Annotated in this window: 12 protein-coding genes; 4 read left to right on the plus strand and 8 right to left on the minus strand. The window is 67.3% G+C overall.

What is annotated here, in order from left to right; translation table 11 throughout:
* Positions 1 to 127: 127 nt before the first annotated feature.
* Entirely contained in the window at positions 128 to 1102 is a 975-nt protein-coding gene (locus IAE58_RS06260) for a hypothetical protein (protein ID WP_199933061.1), read from the minus strand.
* 138 nt (positions 1103 to 1240) lie between these two features.
* Positions 1241 to 3772: a glycoside hydrolase family 3 protein gene (locus IAE58_RS06265; protein WP_199933060.1), complete on the minus strand. Its 2532-nt coding sequence runs from the start codon at positions 3770 to 3772 to the stop codon at positions 1241 to 1243.
* A 341-nt stretch (positions 3773 to 4113) separates the two neighbouring features.
* Here IAE58_RS06265 and IAE58_RS06270 point away from each other — a divergent pair, with 341 nt between their 5' ends.
* From IAE58_RS06270 to IAE58_RS06285, 4 genes are all read left to right on the plus strand, one after another.
* Complete coding sequence (locus IAE58_RS06270) at positions 4114 to 5121, plus strand: LacI family DNA-binding transcriptional regulator (RefSeq protein ID WP_199933059.1); 1008 nt, start codon at positions 4114 to 4116, stop codon at positions 5119 to 5121.
* Positions 5122 to 5684: 563 nt separating this feature from the next.
* On the plus strand, positions 5685 to 8672 hold the full coding sequence (locus IAE58_RS06275) for a TonB-dependent receptor (RefSeq protein WP_199933058.1): 2988 nt from the start codon (positions 5685 to 5687) through the stop codon (positions 8670 to 8672).
* Positions 8673 to 8734: 62 nt separating this feature from the next.
* Positions 8735 to 9751: a cupin-like domain-containing protein gene (locus tag IAE58_RS06280; RefSeq protein ID WP_199933057.1), complete on the plus strand. Its 1017-nt coding sequence runs from the start codon at positions 8735 to 8737 to the stop codon at positions 9749 to 9751.
* Positions 9752 to 9857: 106 nt separating this feature from the next.
* Complete coding sequence (locus tag IAE58_RS06285; protein WP_199933056.1) at positions 9858 to 11432, plus strand: sensor domain-containing diguanylate cyclase; 1575 nt, start codon at positions 9858 to 9860, stop codon at positions 11430 to 11432.
* A gap of 24 nt (positions 11433 to 11456) precedes the next feature.
* Here the strand turns inward: IAE58_RS06285 and IAE58_RS06290 are convergent, their stop codons facing one another.
* The 6 genes from IAE58_RS06290 to IAE58_RS06315 form a co-directional block, all read right to left on the minus strand.
* Positions 11457 to 12329: an energy transducer TonB gene (locus tag IAE58_RS06290; RefSeq protein WP_233614766.1), complete on the minus strand. Its 873-nt coding sequence runs from the start codon at positions 12327 to 12329 to the stop codon at positions 11457 to 11459.
* A 62-nt stretch (positions 12330 to 12391) separates the two neighbouring features.
* A complete protein-coding gene (gene aceK / locus IAE58_RS06295; RefSeq protein ID WP_199933054.1) occupies positions 12392 to 14122 on the minus strand; it encodes a bifunctional isocitrate dehydrogenase kinase/phosphatase in 1731 nt (576 codons plus the stop codon).
* A 134-nt stretch (positions 14123 to 14256) separates the two neighbouring features.
* The gene (locus tag IAE58_RS06300) at positions 14257 to 14616 is read right to left on the minus strand and encodes a hypothetical protein (RefSeq protein WP_108751060.1); all 360 of its coding nucleotides are present in this window, start codon (positions 14614 to 14616) and stop codon (positions 14257 to 14259) included.
* 54 nt (positions 14617 to 14670) lie between these two features.
* Positions 14671 to 15087: a roadblock/LC7 domain-containing protein gene (locus IAE58_RS06305; protein WP_108751061.1), complete on the minus strand. Its 417-nt coding sequence runs from the start codon at positions 15085 to 15087 to the stop codon at positions 14671 to 14673.
* A complete protein-coding gene (locus IAE58_RS06310; RefSeq protein WP_199933053.1) occupies positions 15080 to 15628 on the minus strand; it encodes an ATP/GTP-binding protein in 549 nt (182 codons plus the stop codon). The genes IAE58_RS06305 and IAE58_RS06310 overlap by 8 nt, the downstream gene beginning before the upstream one ends.
* Positions 15621 to 16568 carry a hypothetical protein gene (locus IAE58_RS06315; protein ID WP_199933052.1) on the minus strand — a complete coding sequence of 316 codons (948 nt, stop codon included), beginning with the start codon at positions 16566 to 16568 and terminating at the stop codon, positions 15621 to 15623. Before IAE58_RS06315 ends, IAE58_RS06310 begins: the two co-directional genes overlap by 8 nt.
* Positions 16569 to 16840 lie beyond the last annotated feature (272 nt).

The following is a 16840-nucleotide window of genomic DNA, read 5'->3' on the forward strand; positions in this document are numbered from 1 at the left end:
CCCGGGTAGCGCCGGGCCATGCCCGGCGGCATGGGTTTACGCGCAGACCTGCCGCGGGTCCAGGCCGATGTCACGGCAGATGCGGTCGTGGGCCAGGCCGGCGCAGCGCAGGGTGCCGCCCAACATTTCACTGAGGATGCTGCTGCCGCGGTAGGCCAGATAGCACCACGGCTCCACCGGCACCTTGCCGCCCTGCGCCTGCATCACCACACGCGCTTCTTCCCACGCACCGCTGAAGTACAGCGCCAATGCGAACTGGCTCAGGTGACGGCGTTCGCGCAGGGACGTGAGCCCGGCCAATGCGGGTGCCAGCCCGGCGGGTTGCACGTCCAGCCAGTCCAGTAGCGCCTTGCGCACCAGGTCCGCCAGTCCGGGCACTCTGCCCGCGCACCACGCCGACGATTTCCAGCGGTGCATTGCACTCGTCCACCCACGTCTCGGCCCATTCCACCACGTGCCAGGCGATCACCGCATGCGCATCGCGGCCACGCGGTGCGTGCGCGCTGATCCAGCGCAGGTACGCCCACATCTGCTCATCGCTGCCGTCCCATTTGCCCATGCTGGCCTTGGCCAGCATGTGCACCGACGGCGCGTGGAAGGGGACCATCGCCATTACCTGTGCGAAGCGCTCGCTGCGCGCATCACGTTCGATGTCACACACCACATCGCAATGCAGCATCCCATAGAACGCCAACGGCGGCGGATCGATGCGCGCGGCCAGTTCCTTGAACCGCGTCTGCGCGGCCTGGAACTTCAGCGGAAACGCGCGCCTGCGCGCAGCGGGAATGTCGTCGTAGTAATCCTCGCCGCGTACGCGCCACGCTTCCCCCAGTTCGGCGAAGGCCAGCAGCAGCGCAGCATCGGCGGAGTCGGGTTCGGCGGCGAGCCACTGCGCAGCAATCGCCATGGCGTCCTTCAGCTCACCCAGACAGGCATAGAAGTTCACCTGGTCGCCTTCATGCACCCCGGCCATGGTGGCCGAAGCCGAGGCGTAGGCGCCCTCGCGCACCTGCTGCAGCAGGGCCTGCGCTTCGCCGACAAGCCTGACATTCACGGTCGAGGCGTACGGCAGCAGCCGCACGCTCTGGAACAAACGCCGCATGATCGTCCTTGTGTGTGAATCCACGCCATGCGCGGATCGTTTCCTGGCGCGCCAGTGTAACGGCGCACCAGGATCAACGGACGGAACAGCATCCCGTTTTGCCGCGCGGACCGGCGTGCGCCCGCACGGGCGCGCGGCTTACGGGCAGGCCACCGCACCCTCGGCGTTGGCCGTGTTGGCGGTCAGCTTGACCTGGGTGAACGCTGCAGCAAACGGCTTGTCCGCGGTCACCACGAACGGCGCTTCCACCGCACCCAGTGCCACACCCTGCTTGGCGAAGCACGCCAGCGGCACGGTCACCGTCTGCTTCTGCCCGGGCGAGAGCTTGGCCAGCAACGGGGCGATGTCCACCCCGCCCTCGCAGCCACTGCCGCACTGCATGGTCACCATCACCGGCGAGGCCGGGCGCTTCACCAGCTGCACGTCGAACTGCAACGCGCCGTTGCTGCGCGCCAGGGCGCCCAGGTTGCGCCGCGAGGTGCTGCGTGCGATCAGCTGCGCCGGGGCCAGCCAGGTCACTTCCTTGGCATCCTGCTGGGTGTTCACCTGCACGGTGCGCACCTGCACCACCGGCGTGGAAGTCGGCCAGCGCAGGGTGGCATTCAGATCATTGCCCAGCGGCTGGGTCGCGCCAGCAGCCGCCACGTGCAGCGCGAACGGCGGCGTGTCGGCGCGGTTGAAGATCGGCAGCACGGTCACTTCGCCGCAGCTGTCCGGGTCGGCCTCGTCGAGACGGGCGACCTTGCCGCCCTTGGCGTAGCTGAGGCCATAGCCGAGCGCGAACAGCGACGGCTTCTTCGCATCGGGCTGGTCGATCGGTGCCGGGCAGGGCACGCCCGGCCACGGGAAGCTGAGGCGGCCGCGGAAATCATGCGCGGGCTTGCCGCCCTTGCCGGCCACCAGAACGTCGGTCACGCCCTTGCCTTCGGTGCCCGGCAGCCAGGCTGCGACGAAGGCGCTGGACAGGTTGAGCAGGTCGTTGGTGTACATCGGGCGACCGGACAGGTAGACCGTCACCACCGGCTTGCCGGTCGCGGCCGCCGCCTTCAGCGCGGCCAGGTCCTGCGGGTAGGCACGGCTGTGGCTGACGGTGTCCGAGGCCAGGATGTCGCCGTTGGTTTCCGCATACGGCGTCTCGCCGATCACCGCCAGCACCACGTCGAACGCCTTCGGGTCGACGCCCTGGCCATCGGCACTGAAGCGGACCTTGTCCGCGCCCAGCTCGGCGCGCAGCGCGCCCAGCACCGAATCGGCGTTGGGGAAATCGGCGTTCTTGTTCTCGGTACCCTGCCAGGTCAGCGACCAGCCACCGGACTGGTCACCGATGTTGTCGGCGCCCTTGCCGACCACCAGCACGCGCGCATCGCGGCGCAACGGCAGCACCTTGTCGTCGTTCTTCAGCAGCACCAGCGATTCGCGCACCGCACGGCGCGCCAGTTCGCGGTGCTGCACGGCGCTGGCATCACCGGCATAGCGGCTGTCGGACGGCTTGTGCTCGAACAGGCCGGCGCGCAGCTTCACCCGCAGGATGCGCGTCACCGCATCGTCGATGCGCGCCATCGTGATCTCGCCCTTCTGCACCTGCGCGGTGGTGTTGTCGATGAAGGCCTTCCAGTCGTCGGGCACCATCACCATGTCGATGCCGGCGTTGATCGCCTGCGCGCAGCTGTCGTTGCGGCAGCCCGGCACCTGGGCGATGCCGTTCCAGTCGGAGACGACGAAGCCGTCGAAGCCCATCTTGTCCTTCAGCGCGTCGGTCAGCAGCGCCTTGCTGCCGTGCATCTTGCCGTAGTCGACGCCGGCGGCACGATCGTTCCAGCTGTTGAACGAGGCCATCACCGTCTGCGCGCCTTCGGCCAGCGCGCCGTAGTAGCCCTGCGCATGCACGTTGATCATCGTCGCCTTGTCGACCAGCGCCTCGCCCTGGTCGCGGCCGCTGTCGGTGGCGCCATCGCCGAGGTAGTGCTTGGCGGTGGTGACCACGTTGCCGTCATCCTTGAACGCGCCCTGCGCGCCCTTGACGTAGGCGTGGGCGAAACTGCGGATCACCGCCGGGTCGGACGAATAGCTTTCGTAGGTGCGGCCCCAGCGCGGATCGTGCGCGACGGCCAAGGTGGGCGCGAACACCCAGCCGATGCCGGTGGCGCGCACCGAACGCGCGGTGGCCTCGCCGATGCGCTCGATCAGTTCCGGATCGCCGGCCGCGCCCAGGCCGATGTTGTGCGGGAACAGGGTGGCGCCCAGCACGTTGTTGTGGCCATGCACCGCATCGGTGCCCCAGATCACCGGCACCGGCGTCTTCGCATCGGTGGCCAGCGAAGCAGCGTGGTAGGCGTCAGCCAGCTTCATCCAGTCCTGCACGGTGGCGTGCTTGTCCATGCCCGGCCACGAGCCGCCGCCGTTGAGCACCGAACCGATGTAGTAGCGGCGCACCTGCTCGGGCGTAATCGTTTTGATCTCGGCCTGGGTCATCTGCCCGATCTTCTGCGCCAGCGTCATCTGCGAAAGGATCTGCTGCACGCGGCTTTCGAGCTGCGCATTGGTGGCGATCGCGCTGTGCACGCGCGGCCAGTCCTGCAGGCGTTCGCCGCTGGCCGGTGCGGCACCCACGGGCGCGGCAAGGGCGGCCAGCAGGCAGCTGGCAAGAAGGGTCTGGGTGGGGCGATTCACTGGGCTCTACCTCCGTGGATGAAGTTCCTGGCGTGTTCGGCTGCGGCAACACGTCGGCATGGGCGCTTGCGCACCGCTCCTGACAGCGCTGTCATATAAGGCGTCCCCGCTGCTGTCAATCGTTGTTCGTGTGCAACCGGGCGCGTGTCCCACAACAGCGGGCTCCGGCGCGCCCATCGCATGCCGACGGCCTGCGCGGGTGCTGCATCGCGACACGAAATCGGGAGGTGCCAGCGCCCCTCATGTCGTGGCAACATCCGCCTGCTTCGGCAACATCGACCGGGCCGGCACGCACTACCATCGCCGCGTGCCCGCCGCCTTCCAGGAGGAACCATCGCACCATGCGCAGTCGAATCGAGGATGTCGCCGCCGTTGCCGGAGTGTCGATCAAGACCGTGTCCCGCGTGCTCAACCATGAGCCGAACGTACGCGAGCAGACCCGTGAACGCGTGCTGGCGGCGGTGGCGCGGCTGGGCTACAAGCCGAACCTGTCGGCGCGCAGCCTGGCCGGCCAGCGCTCGTATGCACTGGCGCTGGTCTACAACAATCCGTCGCGCAACTACCTGATGGAAATCCAGAGCGGCATGCTGGAAGCGTGTCATGCCCAGCACTACAACCTGATCCTGGGCCCGGTCGGCATCGGCCGCCGCACCCTGCCCGACCTGGCCGCGCTGTTCGAGAACTCGCGTCCGGACGGCGTGGTGCTGATCCCGCCACTGACCGACGATGAGGTGGTGCTGTCCTACCTGGAAGAGCAGGACATTCCCTTCGCCTGCATCGCGCCACGCCACCCGGAAGGCCGCATCGGCGTGCGCATGGATGAAACCACCGCAGTGGTCGAACTGATCGGCCACCTGGTCGCGCAGGGCCATCGCCGCATCGGCCACATCAAGGGCCCGCGCGCGCACGGTGCCTGCCAGTGGCGCCACGCCGGTTACCGCCAAGCGCTGCGCGAGGCAGGCATCGCCTACGACCCGGCACTGGTGGTCAGCGGCCAGTTCTCTTTCGAGTCCGGCGTGGACGCGGCCAACCTCCTGCTTGACCTGGATGACCCGCCGACGGCGATCTTCGCCGCCAACGACGACATGGCCGCCGCGGTGTACCGCGTGGCGGGCGAGCGTGGCCTGCGCGTGCCGCGCGACCTGTCGGTGTGCGGCTTCGACGACACGCCCATCGCGGGCCACATCTACCCGGCGTTGACCACCGTGCGCCAGCCGACCGCGCATATGGGCCGGCTGGCCACCGAGCAGCTGATCGAGCACATCCGTACCGAGACGGCCGGACGCATGATCACGGTCGAACACGCGGTGCTGGACCGCGAATCGACCGCCGCACCGCGCCGACGCTGACGCCCCCTGCCGCAGTGGACCTGCGCGTCCGTTGCCGGTTCCCACACACGTGCATGCACGCGAGCGGCGGCGGCTTTGCCGTGCGCGATGACAAGCCTGCACGCGCACACTGCGCTGCATGCGTTGTCCGTCCGTCGTCGTTGTCGTGTCCAGAACCTGTCCTATCGGTCATTGATTCACGCCATGCAGAGGACATGCACGACATCCCTGGGCATTCCGTTTGTCCAGCGCTGTCAATCACAGCAGCACCCTCGCCTCCAGCACGCTGCGCCTGCATCCGCGCAGTTCTGTTCTGCACCGCACAACACCGTTGCAGCGATCCATTGGCAGCGCTGTCATGGCTTGAAAACCGCTGGAAATGCTGCAACCAAAGGCAATTCATCAGCATGAGCGCGTTCATGGCAACGGTTACATCGCGGCCTGCGCGCACGTTGCCGAGGCGCACTTGATGGCAGTTTGTTGACAACGCTGTCAACCATCGCTCCAATCCGGCCACGTGCAGTAACCCGCCATCGAGAAGACGCCGCAACGACACCACCGAATTCCCTGGGGAGGGAGCTTCCATGAAGACGTACAAGGCAGTACCTCGCAAGACGATGCTCACTTCCGCGCTGCTGGCAGCGCTCGCTGCACCGGCCTGGGCGCAGGACGCACCTGCCGGCGAAGCTCCCGACCCGGCCACGCTCGATACGGTGCAGGTCACCGGTATCCGCGGCAGCCTGCAGTCTTCCATGAACCTCAAGCGCGACAGCCAGGGCGTGGTTGATGGCATCGTTGCCGAGGACATCGGCAAGTTCCCCGATACCAACCTGGCCGAATCACTGCAGCGCATCAGCGGTGTTTCGATCGACCGCACGTCCAGTGGCGAAGGCTCGAAGGTGACCGTGCGCGGCATCGGCCCCGACTACAACCTGGTGCTGCTGAATGGCCGGCAGATGCCGGCGTCCAATCTCGGCAACGGCGGTGGTGGCCTGAACGGGTCGCGCTCGTTCGACTTCGCCAATCTCGCCTCGGAATCGATTTCGGCGGTGGAGGTCTACAAGACCAGCCGCGCCGACAATCCGGCCGGCGGCATCGGTGCCACCATCAACATCAAGACTCTGCGCCCGCTCGAATCGGAACCGGTGATCAGCCTCGGCCTGAAGGCGGTCAACGATTCGTCCAACGACAACCTGCCGCGCACGCTGCAGGGTTCCAACGTGACCGGCGAACTGTCGGGCATCTTCAGCCAGCGCTATGCCGACGACCGCTTCGGCGTGTCGCTCAGTGCCAGCCACCAGGAGCGTGATTCGGGCTTCAACCAGGCCACCGTGGCCGAGGGCTGGGCCACGTTCTACGGCAACAACACCACTGACGGCCGTGCCCTGCCGCAGCCGGGCCAGGGCTACTCGGACCGCATCACCAACCGGCCGGGTCCGAACGATGTGTATGGGCGGCCGCAGAACACCGCGTACAACGTCAATGGCGTGCAGCGCCAGCGCACCAACGCGCAGGCCACCTTCCAGTGGAAGCCGGCCGACAATGTCACCACCACGCTGGACTACACCTATGTCGAGAACAAGGTGCAGCAGCAGCGCAGCGAGCTGTCGGTGTGGTTCAACTACGGCCCGGGCGACAGCACCTGGACCAATGGCCCGGTGGCGGCGCCGATCATCTACAGCGAGGACATGACCAACTCGGACGTGTCGATGGGTGGTGCGCGGCTGGCGACCAAGACCGACATGCACTCGCTCGGGTTCAACGTGGACTGGGAAGTGAACGACGCGCTGGACCTGTCGTTCGACGCACACAATTCCCAGGCCGAATCGCAGCCGGACAGCCCCTACGGCTCGGCCGGCGTGCTCGGCGTGGCCGCCTTCGTGCGCGGCAAGACCACCGTCGACTACAGCGGTGACCTGCCGATCATCAACATCGCCCTGCCGCCGGGGGGTGTGCAGGCGTCCGATGCGCTGGTCACCGGCTCGGTGTTCCAGAACAGCTACAACAAATCCAAGGTGCAGCAGTACCAGGGCCGCGGCACGTTCCGCTTCGCCGACTACTCGGCACTGGATTTCGGCATCGGCCACACCCAGGTGGAAAACCGCTCGGCCTCGGCCATCATGCAGCGCAATACCTGGGGCGGCCTGGGCTCGCCGTCCGACTATGCCGATGACATCTGGTATGCGGACAACATGGCCAAGTACTTCAAGGCCTTCTCCGGGCACAGCGATCCGCGCCTGACCGGCCAGTTCCTGGTGTTCGACTTCGACCGCCTGATCGACCGCGCCGCGCAGGTCGGCACCGACGCCGATCCGGCCTGCCCGACCTGCTACTACGCGCCCACCGAGTACTCCGAAGACATCCGCACCACCGAAAAGACCCGCAGCGCCTTCCTGCAGTACCGCACCACCTTCGACTGGTCGATGCCGCTGCACGTGGCTGCCGGCGTGCGCTACGAACAGACCGAGGTGGAATCCAGCGCGATGGTGCGCGTGCCCACGGGCATCAGTTGGGGCTCGGCCAATGAACTGAACATCGTGTACGCACCGGAAAGCAGCTTCGTCGGTGGCCGCGGCAAGTACGACTACGTGCTGCCCAATGTCGACCTGAAGCTGGATCTGAGCGAGACGCTGGCACTGCGCGGCAGCTACAGCCGCACGCTGGGCCGGCCCAGCTGGACGCAGATCCAGAGCGGCCAGTCGCTGGCCGACATCGTGCGCACCCAGGGCGGCAGCGGCAGCCGCGGCAACCCCGGGCTGGAGCCGCTGATCTCGGACAACTTCGATCTGTCGCTGGAGTGGTACTACGGCGAAGGCAGCTACGCCTCGGCCGGTTTCTTCCGCAAGAACATCAAGAACTTCATCAGCGACACCGTGGTGCGCGAAAACGCCGGCAACCTGCACACGCCGGTCGGTGGTGCGTACTGGAACGAGGCGCTGGCTTCGTGCGGCGGCACCGACATGCCGTGCATCCGCGATTACATCTTCACCAACCACGCCGGCGACCCGGGCGTGAACTTCACCGGTGTCAATTCGGCCGGGCAGCTGACCGGCACCATCGAAGGCCTGCCGACCGACCCGATGGCCGGCTTCGACATCACCGTGCCGGCAAACCAGCATTCGGACCACCTCGATGGCTGGGAAGTGGCGGTGCAGCACCTGTTCGGCCAGTCCGGTTTCGGCGTGGCCGCCAACTACACCAAGGTGAAGTCCGGGCTGACCTTCAACAACCTCAGCCTGGGTGACCAGTACCCGATGATCGGCCTGAGCGACTCGGCCAACTTGGTTGCGTTCTACGACAAGAACGCCTGGCAGGTCCGCGCGGCTTACAACTGGCGCGACAAGTTCCTCAACGGCATCGGTGGCCAGGGCCCGAACCCGAACTACACCGCCGCCTACGGTCAGTTGGATCTGAACATCAGCTACGCGGTAAGCGAGCAGCTGAGCCTGAGCCTGGAGGCGATCAACCTGACCGACGAGACCATGCGCACCTACTCGCGCCACACCAACATGCTGCGCTACGCCACCCAGACCGGGCCGCGCTACATGTTCGGCGTGCGTTACAAGTTCTGACCGGCTGCAGTAGTGTGGAGCCGAGCCCAGGCCCGGCTCCACACTGCCCCGGATACCCGCGCATGCTGCCCCAGCCCCGCCCCATCGAAGAGATCCACGGCATGGACCCGGCACAGCTGCACGTGCAGCTGCCCATCTGGACGACGCCGAAGGTGATCCGTGGGCTGGTGGCGCACTGGCCACTGGTCGCTGCAGCGCGCCACTCCGCGGCCGAAGCGGTGGCCCACCTGGCCGGCTTCGACCATGGGCAGATGCCGGTAACGGCGACCACCGCCGCGCCCGAGACCCGCGGCCGGTTGTTCTACAACGAAGACATGAGCGGCTTCAATTTCCGCCGCGAACAGATTCCGCTGAAGGTGGTGCTGGCCACGTTGCTGAAGTACGCCAGTGATCCCGCGCCACCGTCCATCTATGTGGCGTCGACCACGCTGGACAGCTTCCTGCCCGGTTTCAGCCAGGCCAATCCGCTGCACCTCGGCGTGGCCGACCCGCTGGCCAGCATCTGGATCGGCAACCGCTCGCGCATCGCCGCCCACCAGGACGTGCCGGACAACCTGGCCTGCGTGGCGGCCGGCCGCCGCCGCGTCACCCTGTTCGCACCGGAACAGATCGACAACCTGTACGTGGGGCCGCTGGATTTCACCCCGGCCGGGCAGGCGATCAGCCTGGTCGATTTCCATGCGCCGGACCTGCAGCGCTTCCCGCGCTTCGCCCAGGCGTGGGCGCAGGCCCAGGTGGCCGAGCTGGCGCCCGGCGATGCGGTGTTCATTCCGTCGCTGTGGTGGCACCACATGGAAGGGCTGGAAGCGTTCAACGTGCTGGTGAACAGCTGGTGGCGACCGGTGCCGGCGTGGATGGATTCACCGATGAACGCGCTGATGCTGGCCATCCTTGCACTGCGCGACCTGCCGCCGGAACAACGCGCACACTGGCGCACGATGCTTGACCACTATGTGTTCGAGGCGGGCGAACATACAGCCGCGCATGTGCCGCAGGACGCGCGTGGCGTGCTCGCTCCGCTGGAGGCGGCCGGTGCCGAACGCGTGCGCGATACGTTGCGGCGCCGCCTGCAACGATGACACCGGGGCACCGTGCTTAACCCCAAGGCTTGCGGATGTGCCCATAATGGCGGTTCCCCCACCGTCTGCGCTGGCTGCGATTGTTCGTGCCGCGCTCCGCTGCCGCATGCCACCGATCTCCAACCGCCTGAACCTGGGCAAGCTGATTCTTGCGCTGGCCCTGCTGAGTACGCTCATTGCGTTGGCCAATACCCTGCTGGCCAGCTACCGCGTGCAGCGCGACCAGCTGGTGGGCAACACCCTGGAAGCCAACCGGGTCTACGCCAGCAAACTGGCCGAGACCACGCAGAACTTCCTGTTGTCGGCGCAGCAGCAGCTGGCCTACGCCGCAACCCGGCTGGGTGAAACCGGCCTGGAACCCGAACAGGCGCAGCGCGAGGCCAGCCGCCTGCAGCTGCAGTCCAGCAGCTTCAACTCTTCGCTGGTGGTGAACGTGGATGGCCTGGTCATTGCAACCTCGCCGCAGACCCTGCAGCTGCAGGGCGAAGTGCTGAAGAGCGTGGGCAGCCAGATGGCCCTGGCACGGCGCCAGCCGTTGATCAGCGATCCCTACCAGTCGGCCACCGGCAAGCTGCTGATTTCACTGTCGCACCCCGTCTTCGACCGCCAGGGCCGCTACCTGGGCTACGTCAGCGGCACCCTGTATCTGCGCCAGCGCAGCGCCCTGCACACCCTGCTGGGCAAACACTATTACCGCGATGGCTCGTACCTGTACGTGGTGGACCACAACGGTCGCATCATCTACCACAACGATGCCAGGGAAGTCGGCACCTACGCGCTGGACAACCCGGCGGTGAAGGCGGTGATGCGCGGCCGTTCCGGCAGCCAGCAGCTGGTCAACAACCATGGCGTGGCCCAGCTGTCCGGCTACGCGCCGGTGCCGGCCACCGGCTGGGGCATCATCGCCCAGCGGCCCACCGAGGCGACCCTGCAGCCGCTGTCGCGCCTGATGAGCTCGGTCATCTGGAATGCCATTCCGCTGGGCGTGCTGTCGCTGCTGATCACCTGGTGGTTCGCGCGGCGCATCTCGATGCCGCTGTGGCAGCTGGCGCGCAACGTGCAGGAAGGCGAAGACACCGGCAACGCGATCAACCACGTGACCGGCATCCGCGCCTGGTATTTCGAAGTGGCGCAGTTGAAGCAGGCGGTGCTGTACAGCTTCAACGCCCTGCAGGACCGCATCGGTTCGCTGAACCGGGCCAGCCGCACCGACCCGCTGACCGGGCTGCTGAACCGCCGTGGCCTGCAGCACGCACTGGAGCTGCTGCAGGCGCAGGGCGTACCGTTCGCGATCGTGGCGCTGGACATCGACCGCTTCAAGTCAATCAACGACACGCACGGCCACGATGTGGGCGATGCCGCCATCGTGCATATTGCCGAACAGATGCGCCGGCATTCGCGCGAAACCGATGTGCTGTGCCGCGCCGGCGGCGAGGAGTTCCTGCTGCTGTTGCCGGGCGTCGGCACCGATGCCGCACGCCAGGCCGCCGAACGGCTGCGCCGGCACATCGCCGACGAAGCCTTCGCCCCGGTCGGCACGATCACCGTGTCGCTGGGCGTGGCCCATTTCCCCAGCTTCCATGCCGATGTGGAGCAGGCGTTGCGGCTGGCCGACAAGGCCCTGTACCTGGCCAAGGAACAGGGCCGCAACCAGGTGGTGGTGTACCCGCACGCCGATTGAGCGTGCGGGCATGGCGGCGCCGCCTCAGCCCAGCGGGGTCAACAGGCGCGGGCCGTCGTCGCGGCCAACCATGTAGACGCCGCCTTCGGGCAGCAGGTCGGTGCCGGTGGCTTTCCCGTCTTCGCCGGTCTTCCACGGCGCTGGCTGACGCGGGCCGGGAATATAGGCCGACCAGCGCCCATAACGCGTTTCTTTCGAATCGAAGGCATACGTGACCGGCACCCGCAGGGTCCAGAACTCGCGGTCCTTGTCCTCACCCGTGGTCGGTGGGTTGAAGGTCCAGCTGCGGGCCGCGCCGATGCTTGCCTTGGCAAACGCGTCACGCAGCATCTGCATGGTGCGCTCGGGTGCAACCACAGTGAGATTGGTCTGCTCGGCGATCACGTCGGCAACCTTGCCATCGCGCCCCACCTTGAGCAGCAGCATCACCTGGCCCTGGCCCCGGATCTCCGCGGCACGGGAGGGAAACGCCGGCGGCTGCATGCGCACGGCGGTGACATCATCGGTGTTCTTCGCGTGCGCATCTGGCGCCGGGCCAAAATTCGCGTCCGCCAGACGCACCTGCATCGTGCCGTCGGCCATGTTGGCCGCCTGCAGGCGCAGGCGCACCTCGGTACGCGCAGGCACGGACTGACCATCGACCCGTACCGGCTCGAAGCGCCAGGACTTCACGGCGCCATCCACCATCGCCGCCACGTCAACGGCGACCTTGTCACGATGATCCAGCTGGAATCCTTCGACCTGGCCTTCGCGCCCGATGTCGATGACGCCACTGAGCGTCATGCTGGCTTCGGCCTGCTTGCGCACCTGGCGCGCGGTCTGCGCCTGCGCGCTGTCGAAGGTCACTGCGCCGGCACCCACTGCCAGGGCCACGGCCAGGAAAAGAGATCTACGCATCACAGCCACTCCTTGTGCATGAAGCCCACAGGCTACCCCATCCCGGGCAGGGCATCCAAGGCTCAGGCCAGGCGGTGCGCCGCCGCGTAAGGGGGAGTATCGGGGTAGTCGCCGGCCGCGAAGCGGTCCTGCAGGCCCTGCCACCAGAGGGGATCGAACAGATGGCGATAGTGCTCGCGCACCGCCGCCAGCTCCTGCGCGGGCAGCCCCATGAACGGGCCGAAGCGCTCGGGGAAAACGTCACGCGGCCCCACATGGAACCAGGGTTCGTCGGCCATGGCCTCTTCCGGCGAGCGCGGCTGCGGCCAGGCGCGGAACACGCATTCGCTGACCAGGCACAGTTCGTCGTAGTCGTAGAACACCGCGCGCCCGTGCCGCGATACGCCGAAGTTCTTCGGCAGCATGTCGCCCGGGAAGATGTTGTTGCGCGCCATGTCGGTGATCGCCTGCGCGTAGTCCAGCACCGCTGCACGCACCGCGTCGCCGCTCTGTTCGCGCAGGTACAGATTCAACGGACGGAATCGGCGCTGCACGTAGCACAGCGCGATCTCGATCTCATCGCCATCCACGCGCACGCTCTGCGCGCACTGCTGCAGCAGCTCGTCCAGCAGCGCCGGGGCGAAGCGCGCGCGCGGGAAGCGCAGGTGCCGATACGGTTGCGCGTCCAGCAGGCGCCCCACCCGGTCCAGGTTGAACACCAGCGCGTATTTCTCTTCCACCTGCTGCCGCGACATGGCCTTGGGCCAGGCGAAGCGGTCGCGTATCAGCTTGAACACCAGCGGATAGCTGGGCAGGGTGAACACCGCCATGACCATGCCCGGCGTGCCTTCGGCATGCACCAGCTGTTCGTTGGGATGGTCGCCGAAATGGCGGAAGAACGTACGGTAGCGCTCGGTCTTGCCCTGTTTGGCGCGGCCCAGCACGGTGTACAGCTCATCGATGGGTTTGCCCGGCAGCAGGCTGCGCAGGAACACCACCGCATCGCCCACCGTGGCCAGGTCGGCCTGGAAGTAGCTGCGCGATACACCGAACAGGTGGGCGACATCGCGCCGGCGGGTCAGCACGGCGTCGGCACGCAGGCCGCCGGCATCGTTCACCAGGGCAATCACGCAGGGCGAGAAACGGTGTTCGCCAAATACACGACCCACCAGGTACGCGCGGCGCTCGCGGTAGAACACCGTATCCAGCAGTTCGATGCTGCGCACCGGGGTATCGCCCCAGTGGGCCAGGTCATCCTGCAGGCGCACCGCGATGGCCGCAGCGCAGCGCAACTGGTGGGCATACGGCACATCGAAACGATAGTCGGCCAGCACCCGCTGCAGGGCCTCCACCGGCCGGGTGGCCGAGACCGAGTAGGTGTGGCGGGCCACCGGGTGGGTAATCGCATCGGAGGGTTCGATGTCGAAGGCGATGAATTCCACCGCCGGATCGACGCCGCGGGTGCCGAACAAGCGCCGTGACAGCGTGTTGTAGAAGGTCTTGTACAGCTCGGCGTCGATCAGCCCCTGCAGCAGGGTGGTGAAGTGCGCATGCACCTGCAGCCACAGCGCGCGCTCGCCGACGGCCCCGCCGGCCAACCGCCGCAGGGCATCCATGCGTTCGGCAATGCACCGGTCGTACAGGGCAATGCGCTCGACCGCGTCCTGGCGCGCGCCGACCCAATCGCGCTGCTCGAAGCGGCCGCGCGCGCGCGCCGTGATCGCGGCGAAGCGCGCGTGGTAATCCTCGAAGCCGGCCGCGACGGCCTGGGCAAGGCGCAGGGGCAGTTCCGGGGGAAAGTCGAGGGCGGCCATGGGCCAACCATACGCCGCCGTGGGGTAGCTTGTGTAGAGTCGAGCTTGCTCGACTGCCTTTCCGTAGAGTCGAGCTTGCTCGACTGCTTTGAGTAGAAGCAGTCGAGCAAGCTCGACTCTACGAAAGCCGGCGGTCAGATCGCCAGTTCGGCTTCCACGTCCTGCACCTTGCGCCGGGCCAGTGCCAGATTGCTCTTGGTCCGGTCCAGCACGATGTAGAAGAACAGGCCCTTCTTGCGCGCCACCGGGCGCATGATGTGGTACGCCTTGCCCAGCGAAATCAGGATGTCTTCAATGCTGTCGTTGAGGTTCAGCGAGGCGGCGGTCTTCATTTTGGCGCGGATCACTTCGGTGTTGCCGGCGGCCGCCACCTCCATGTCCATGCCCGCGCCGGCCTCGCCCAGCAGCATGCCGCTCTCGTAATCGACCAGGGCCACGGCCTGCGCGCCGTCGATACCCATCAGTGCATTCAGCGATTCAGTCAGTCCAGCCACGTGCGCTCCCCTTCATCTTGTTGGTTCGAGCCCCTGGTTCCCCTGCGGCCGGGCTCACGTTCCGCCGAGTTCGGCCAGGATCTCCCGGCCACATTCCCTGCTCTGCCACAGCACCTGGCCGATCACGCTTCGCTGGTCGCACGCGGCCATCAGCAGCAGCGGTGCGCGCCCTTCGGCGGTAATGGCCAGCATCAGCACCTTGCCGCCGGCGGCCTCCAGCATCAGCGTCTGCAGTTCGCCCAGCACCAGTTCGCGGCCCACCGCGCCAGCCAGCGCCAGCATGGCGCTGGTCATCGCCGCCAGCCGTTCACCGCGCCCTTCGGCACCGGCACTGACCACTGCAAAGCCATCCACGCTGGCCAGCACCACCGCACGCACGCCTTCCACGCGCTGGCGCAGGTCGTGCAACAACGGCTGCAGGCGGGCGCGTTGTCGTTCGTCCGGCAGCAGGGCCGGCTGTCCGTCAGCCATGCGCGGCCACCAGGGCGTGCGCTTCCATTTCACTCATCAGTACATCCATCAGCAGCAGTCCCTGCTCACGATCGCGGGCATCCAGTGGCAGCAGCGGCAGCGGTTGTCCGTCCAGCACGGCGCGTGCCGCCCAGTCGTCCAGTGCCCCCGCCGGTGCCAGGTCCAGGTGGGTGACCGCCACCACCAGCGCCAGCGAACCGGCGAAGGGCTGCAGGGCCAGCAGGTAGGTGTCCAGTTCGGTGGCCACGCCGCTGCGACGGGCGTCCAGCAGCAGCACCGCACCGCCCGCACCCTGCAGCAGGATCGGCCACAGGAAGTCGAAGCGCTGTTGGCCCGGCGTGCCGTACAGGCGCAGGCGTTCGCCGTTGGGCAGGTCGATATCGGCGTAGTCCAGGGCCACAGTGGTCGATGCTTTGTCGGCACCGCCGCGATCATTGTTGGCCACATCGGTATCAATCACCGCGCCGGCCGCGATGCTGCGTACCAGCGTCGATTTGCCGCTGCCCATGCCGCCCAGCACCACCACCTTGTGTTCACGCATGGCGCTCGTTCCCGCGCAGGCTGCGCCACAGACGGGCCAGCAGGCCAGGGTCTGGGCTGGTGCTGCGCAGCGGCGTGGCCGTGGATATGGCCGAACCCTGCAACTGGGCGTAACCACACAGGTAGGCCGCATGCACGAAATCACGCACGGCCGCGGCGGGAAGCTCCAGCAGCATCGCGCATTCGTCCACCGTACTGGCGCGCTTGAGCAGCAGCGAGCACAGGCGGAAGGCATCGTGATCGTGGCCCAGCACGCGGAAATCCGGCCAACGCAGCAGCTTCACCGTGGCCCCGCGCAGGCGCTCGTCCAGCGCCTGCCAGTGGCGGCTGCGCTGCGCCCATTGCCACAGCAGCGGGCGCAGTGGCTGGCGCGCCCGCGTACCGGCCAGCGCCTGCAGCTGCGCGGCCGTGAGCGCATCTAGCTGCAGGCGTTCGAATCCGTCGGCCAGGCGCTCCACGAGTTGCGCGGCCGGCTCCTGCAACAGCACCGCCTGGTCCTGGTCGATATCCATCAGCAGCAGGGGCTGGCCATCCAGGCCCAGCTGCAACTGGCCCTGGCGCAACGGCAGGCGCTCGCGCAGCAGGCGGGTGATGGCATGGGCCCCGTCGGCCAGGCGTACCGGTGTGGACGGCGGTGCGGCCTGCATGCCGCGCAATGCATGGCCGATGGCGCCGTCGTCCAGCACATCGTGGCCACCATCGCCGCGGCGCAGCTGCCCGCCGATGTCTTCTATCCAGCACTGCAGGCGGGGCCGCTGCTGGCGCATGCGCAGTGCCGCATTGCGCAGTGCCGGCGTATCGCGGATCACCAGCAGATCGCAGTCGTCCAGATCCTGGCTGCGGCGGATCTGCCCGTCGGGCAATGCCGAGGCCACACGCAGGCGCTGCAGCAGTGCCTGCTCGCCCTGGATATCGGTTCCCACCACCAGCACGCGTGCCATCCGAGTTCCCCGGGCAACCGCCTCCCCGGCGGTTTCGCAGGCCAAGGCTAGGACAAGTGAGACGCGGCAGGCCGTGACCCATTGCTCAGATTGCAGCGGGTGGTGAAGGGGCACACAGCGGTTCTGCGACGGCCATCGGGGGCAAGTTTCATGCCGTGTTGACGGCATTGGAGAAAGGGGTCGGAGCCCTCTGCTTCGCAGCGGGATCCGACCCCGGCCCCCCCCCCGGCCCCCGCAAAAAAAAAACCCCGCCCGAGCCCCGGGGTGTTGTT

This window comes from Stenotrophomonas sp. S49 (genome assembly GCF_016624905.1).
Classification (GTDB): domain Bacteria; phylum Pseudomonadota; class Gammaproteobacteria; order Xanthomonadales; family Xanthomonadaceae; genus Stenotrophomonas.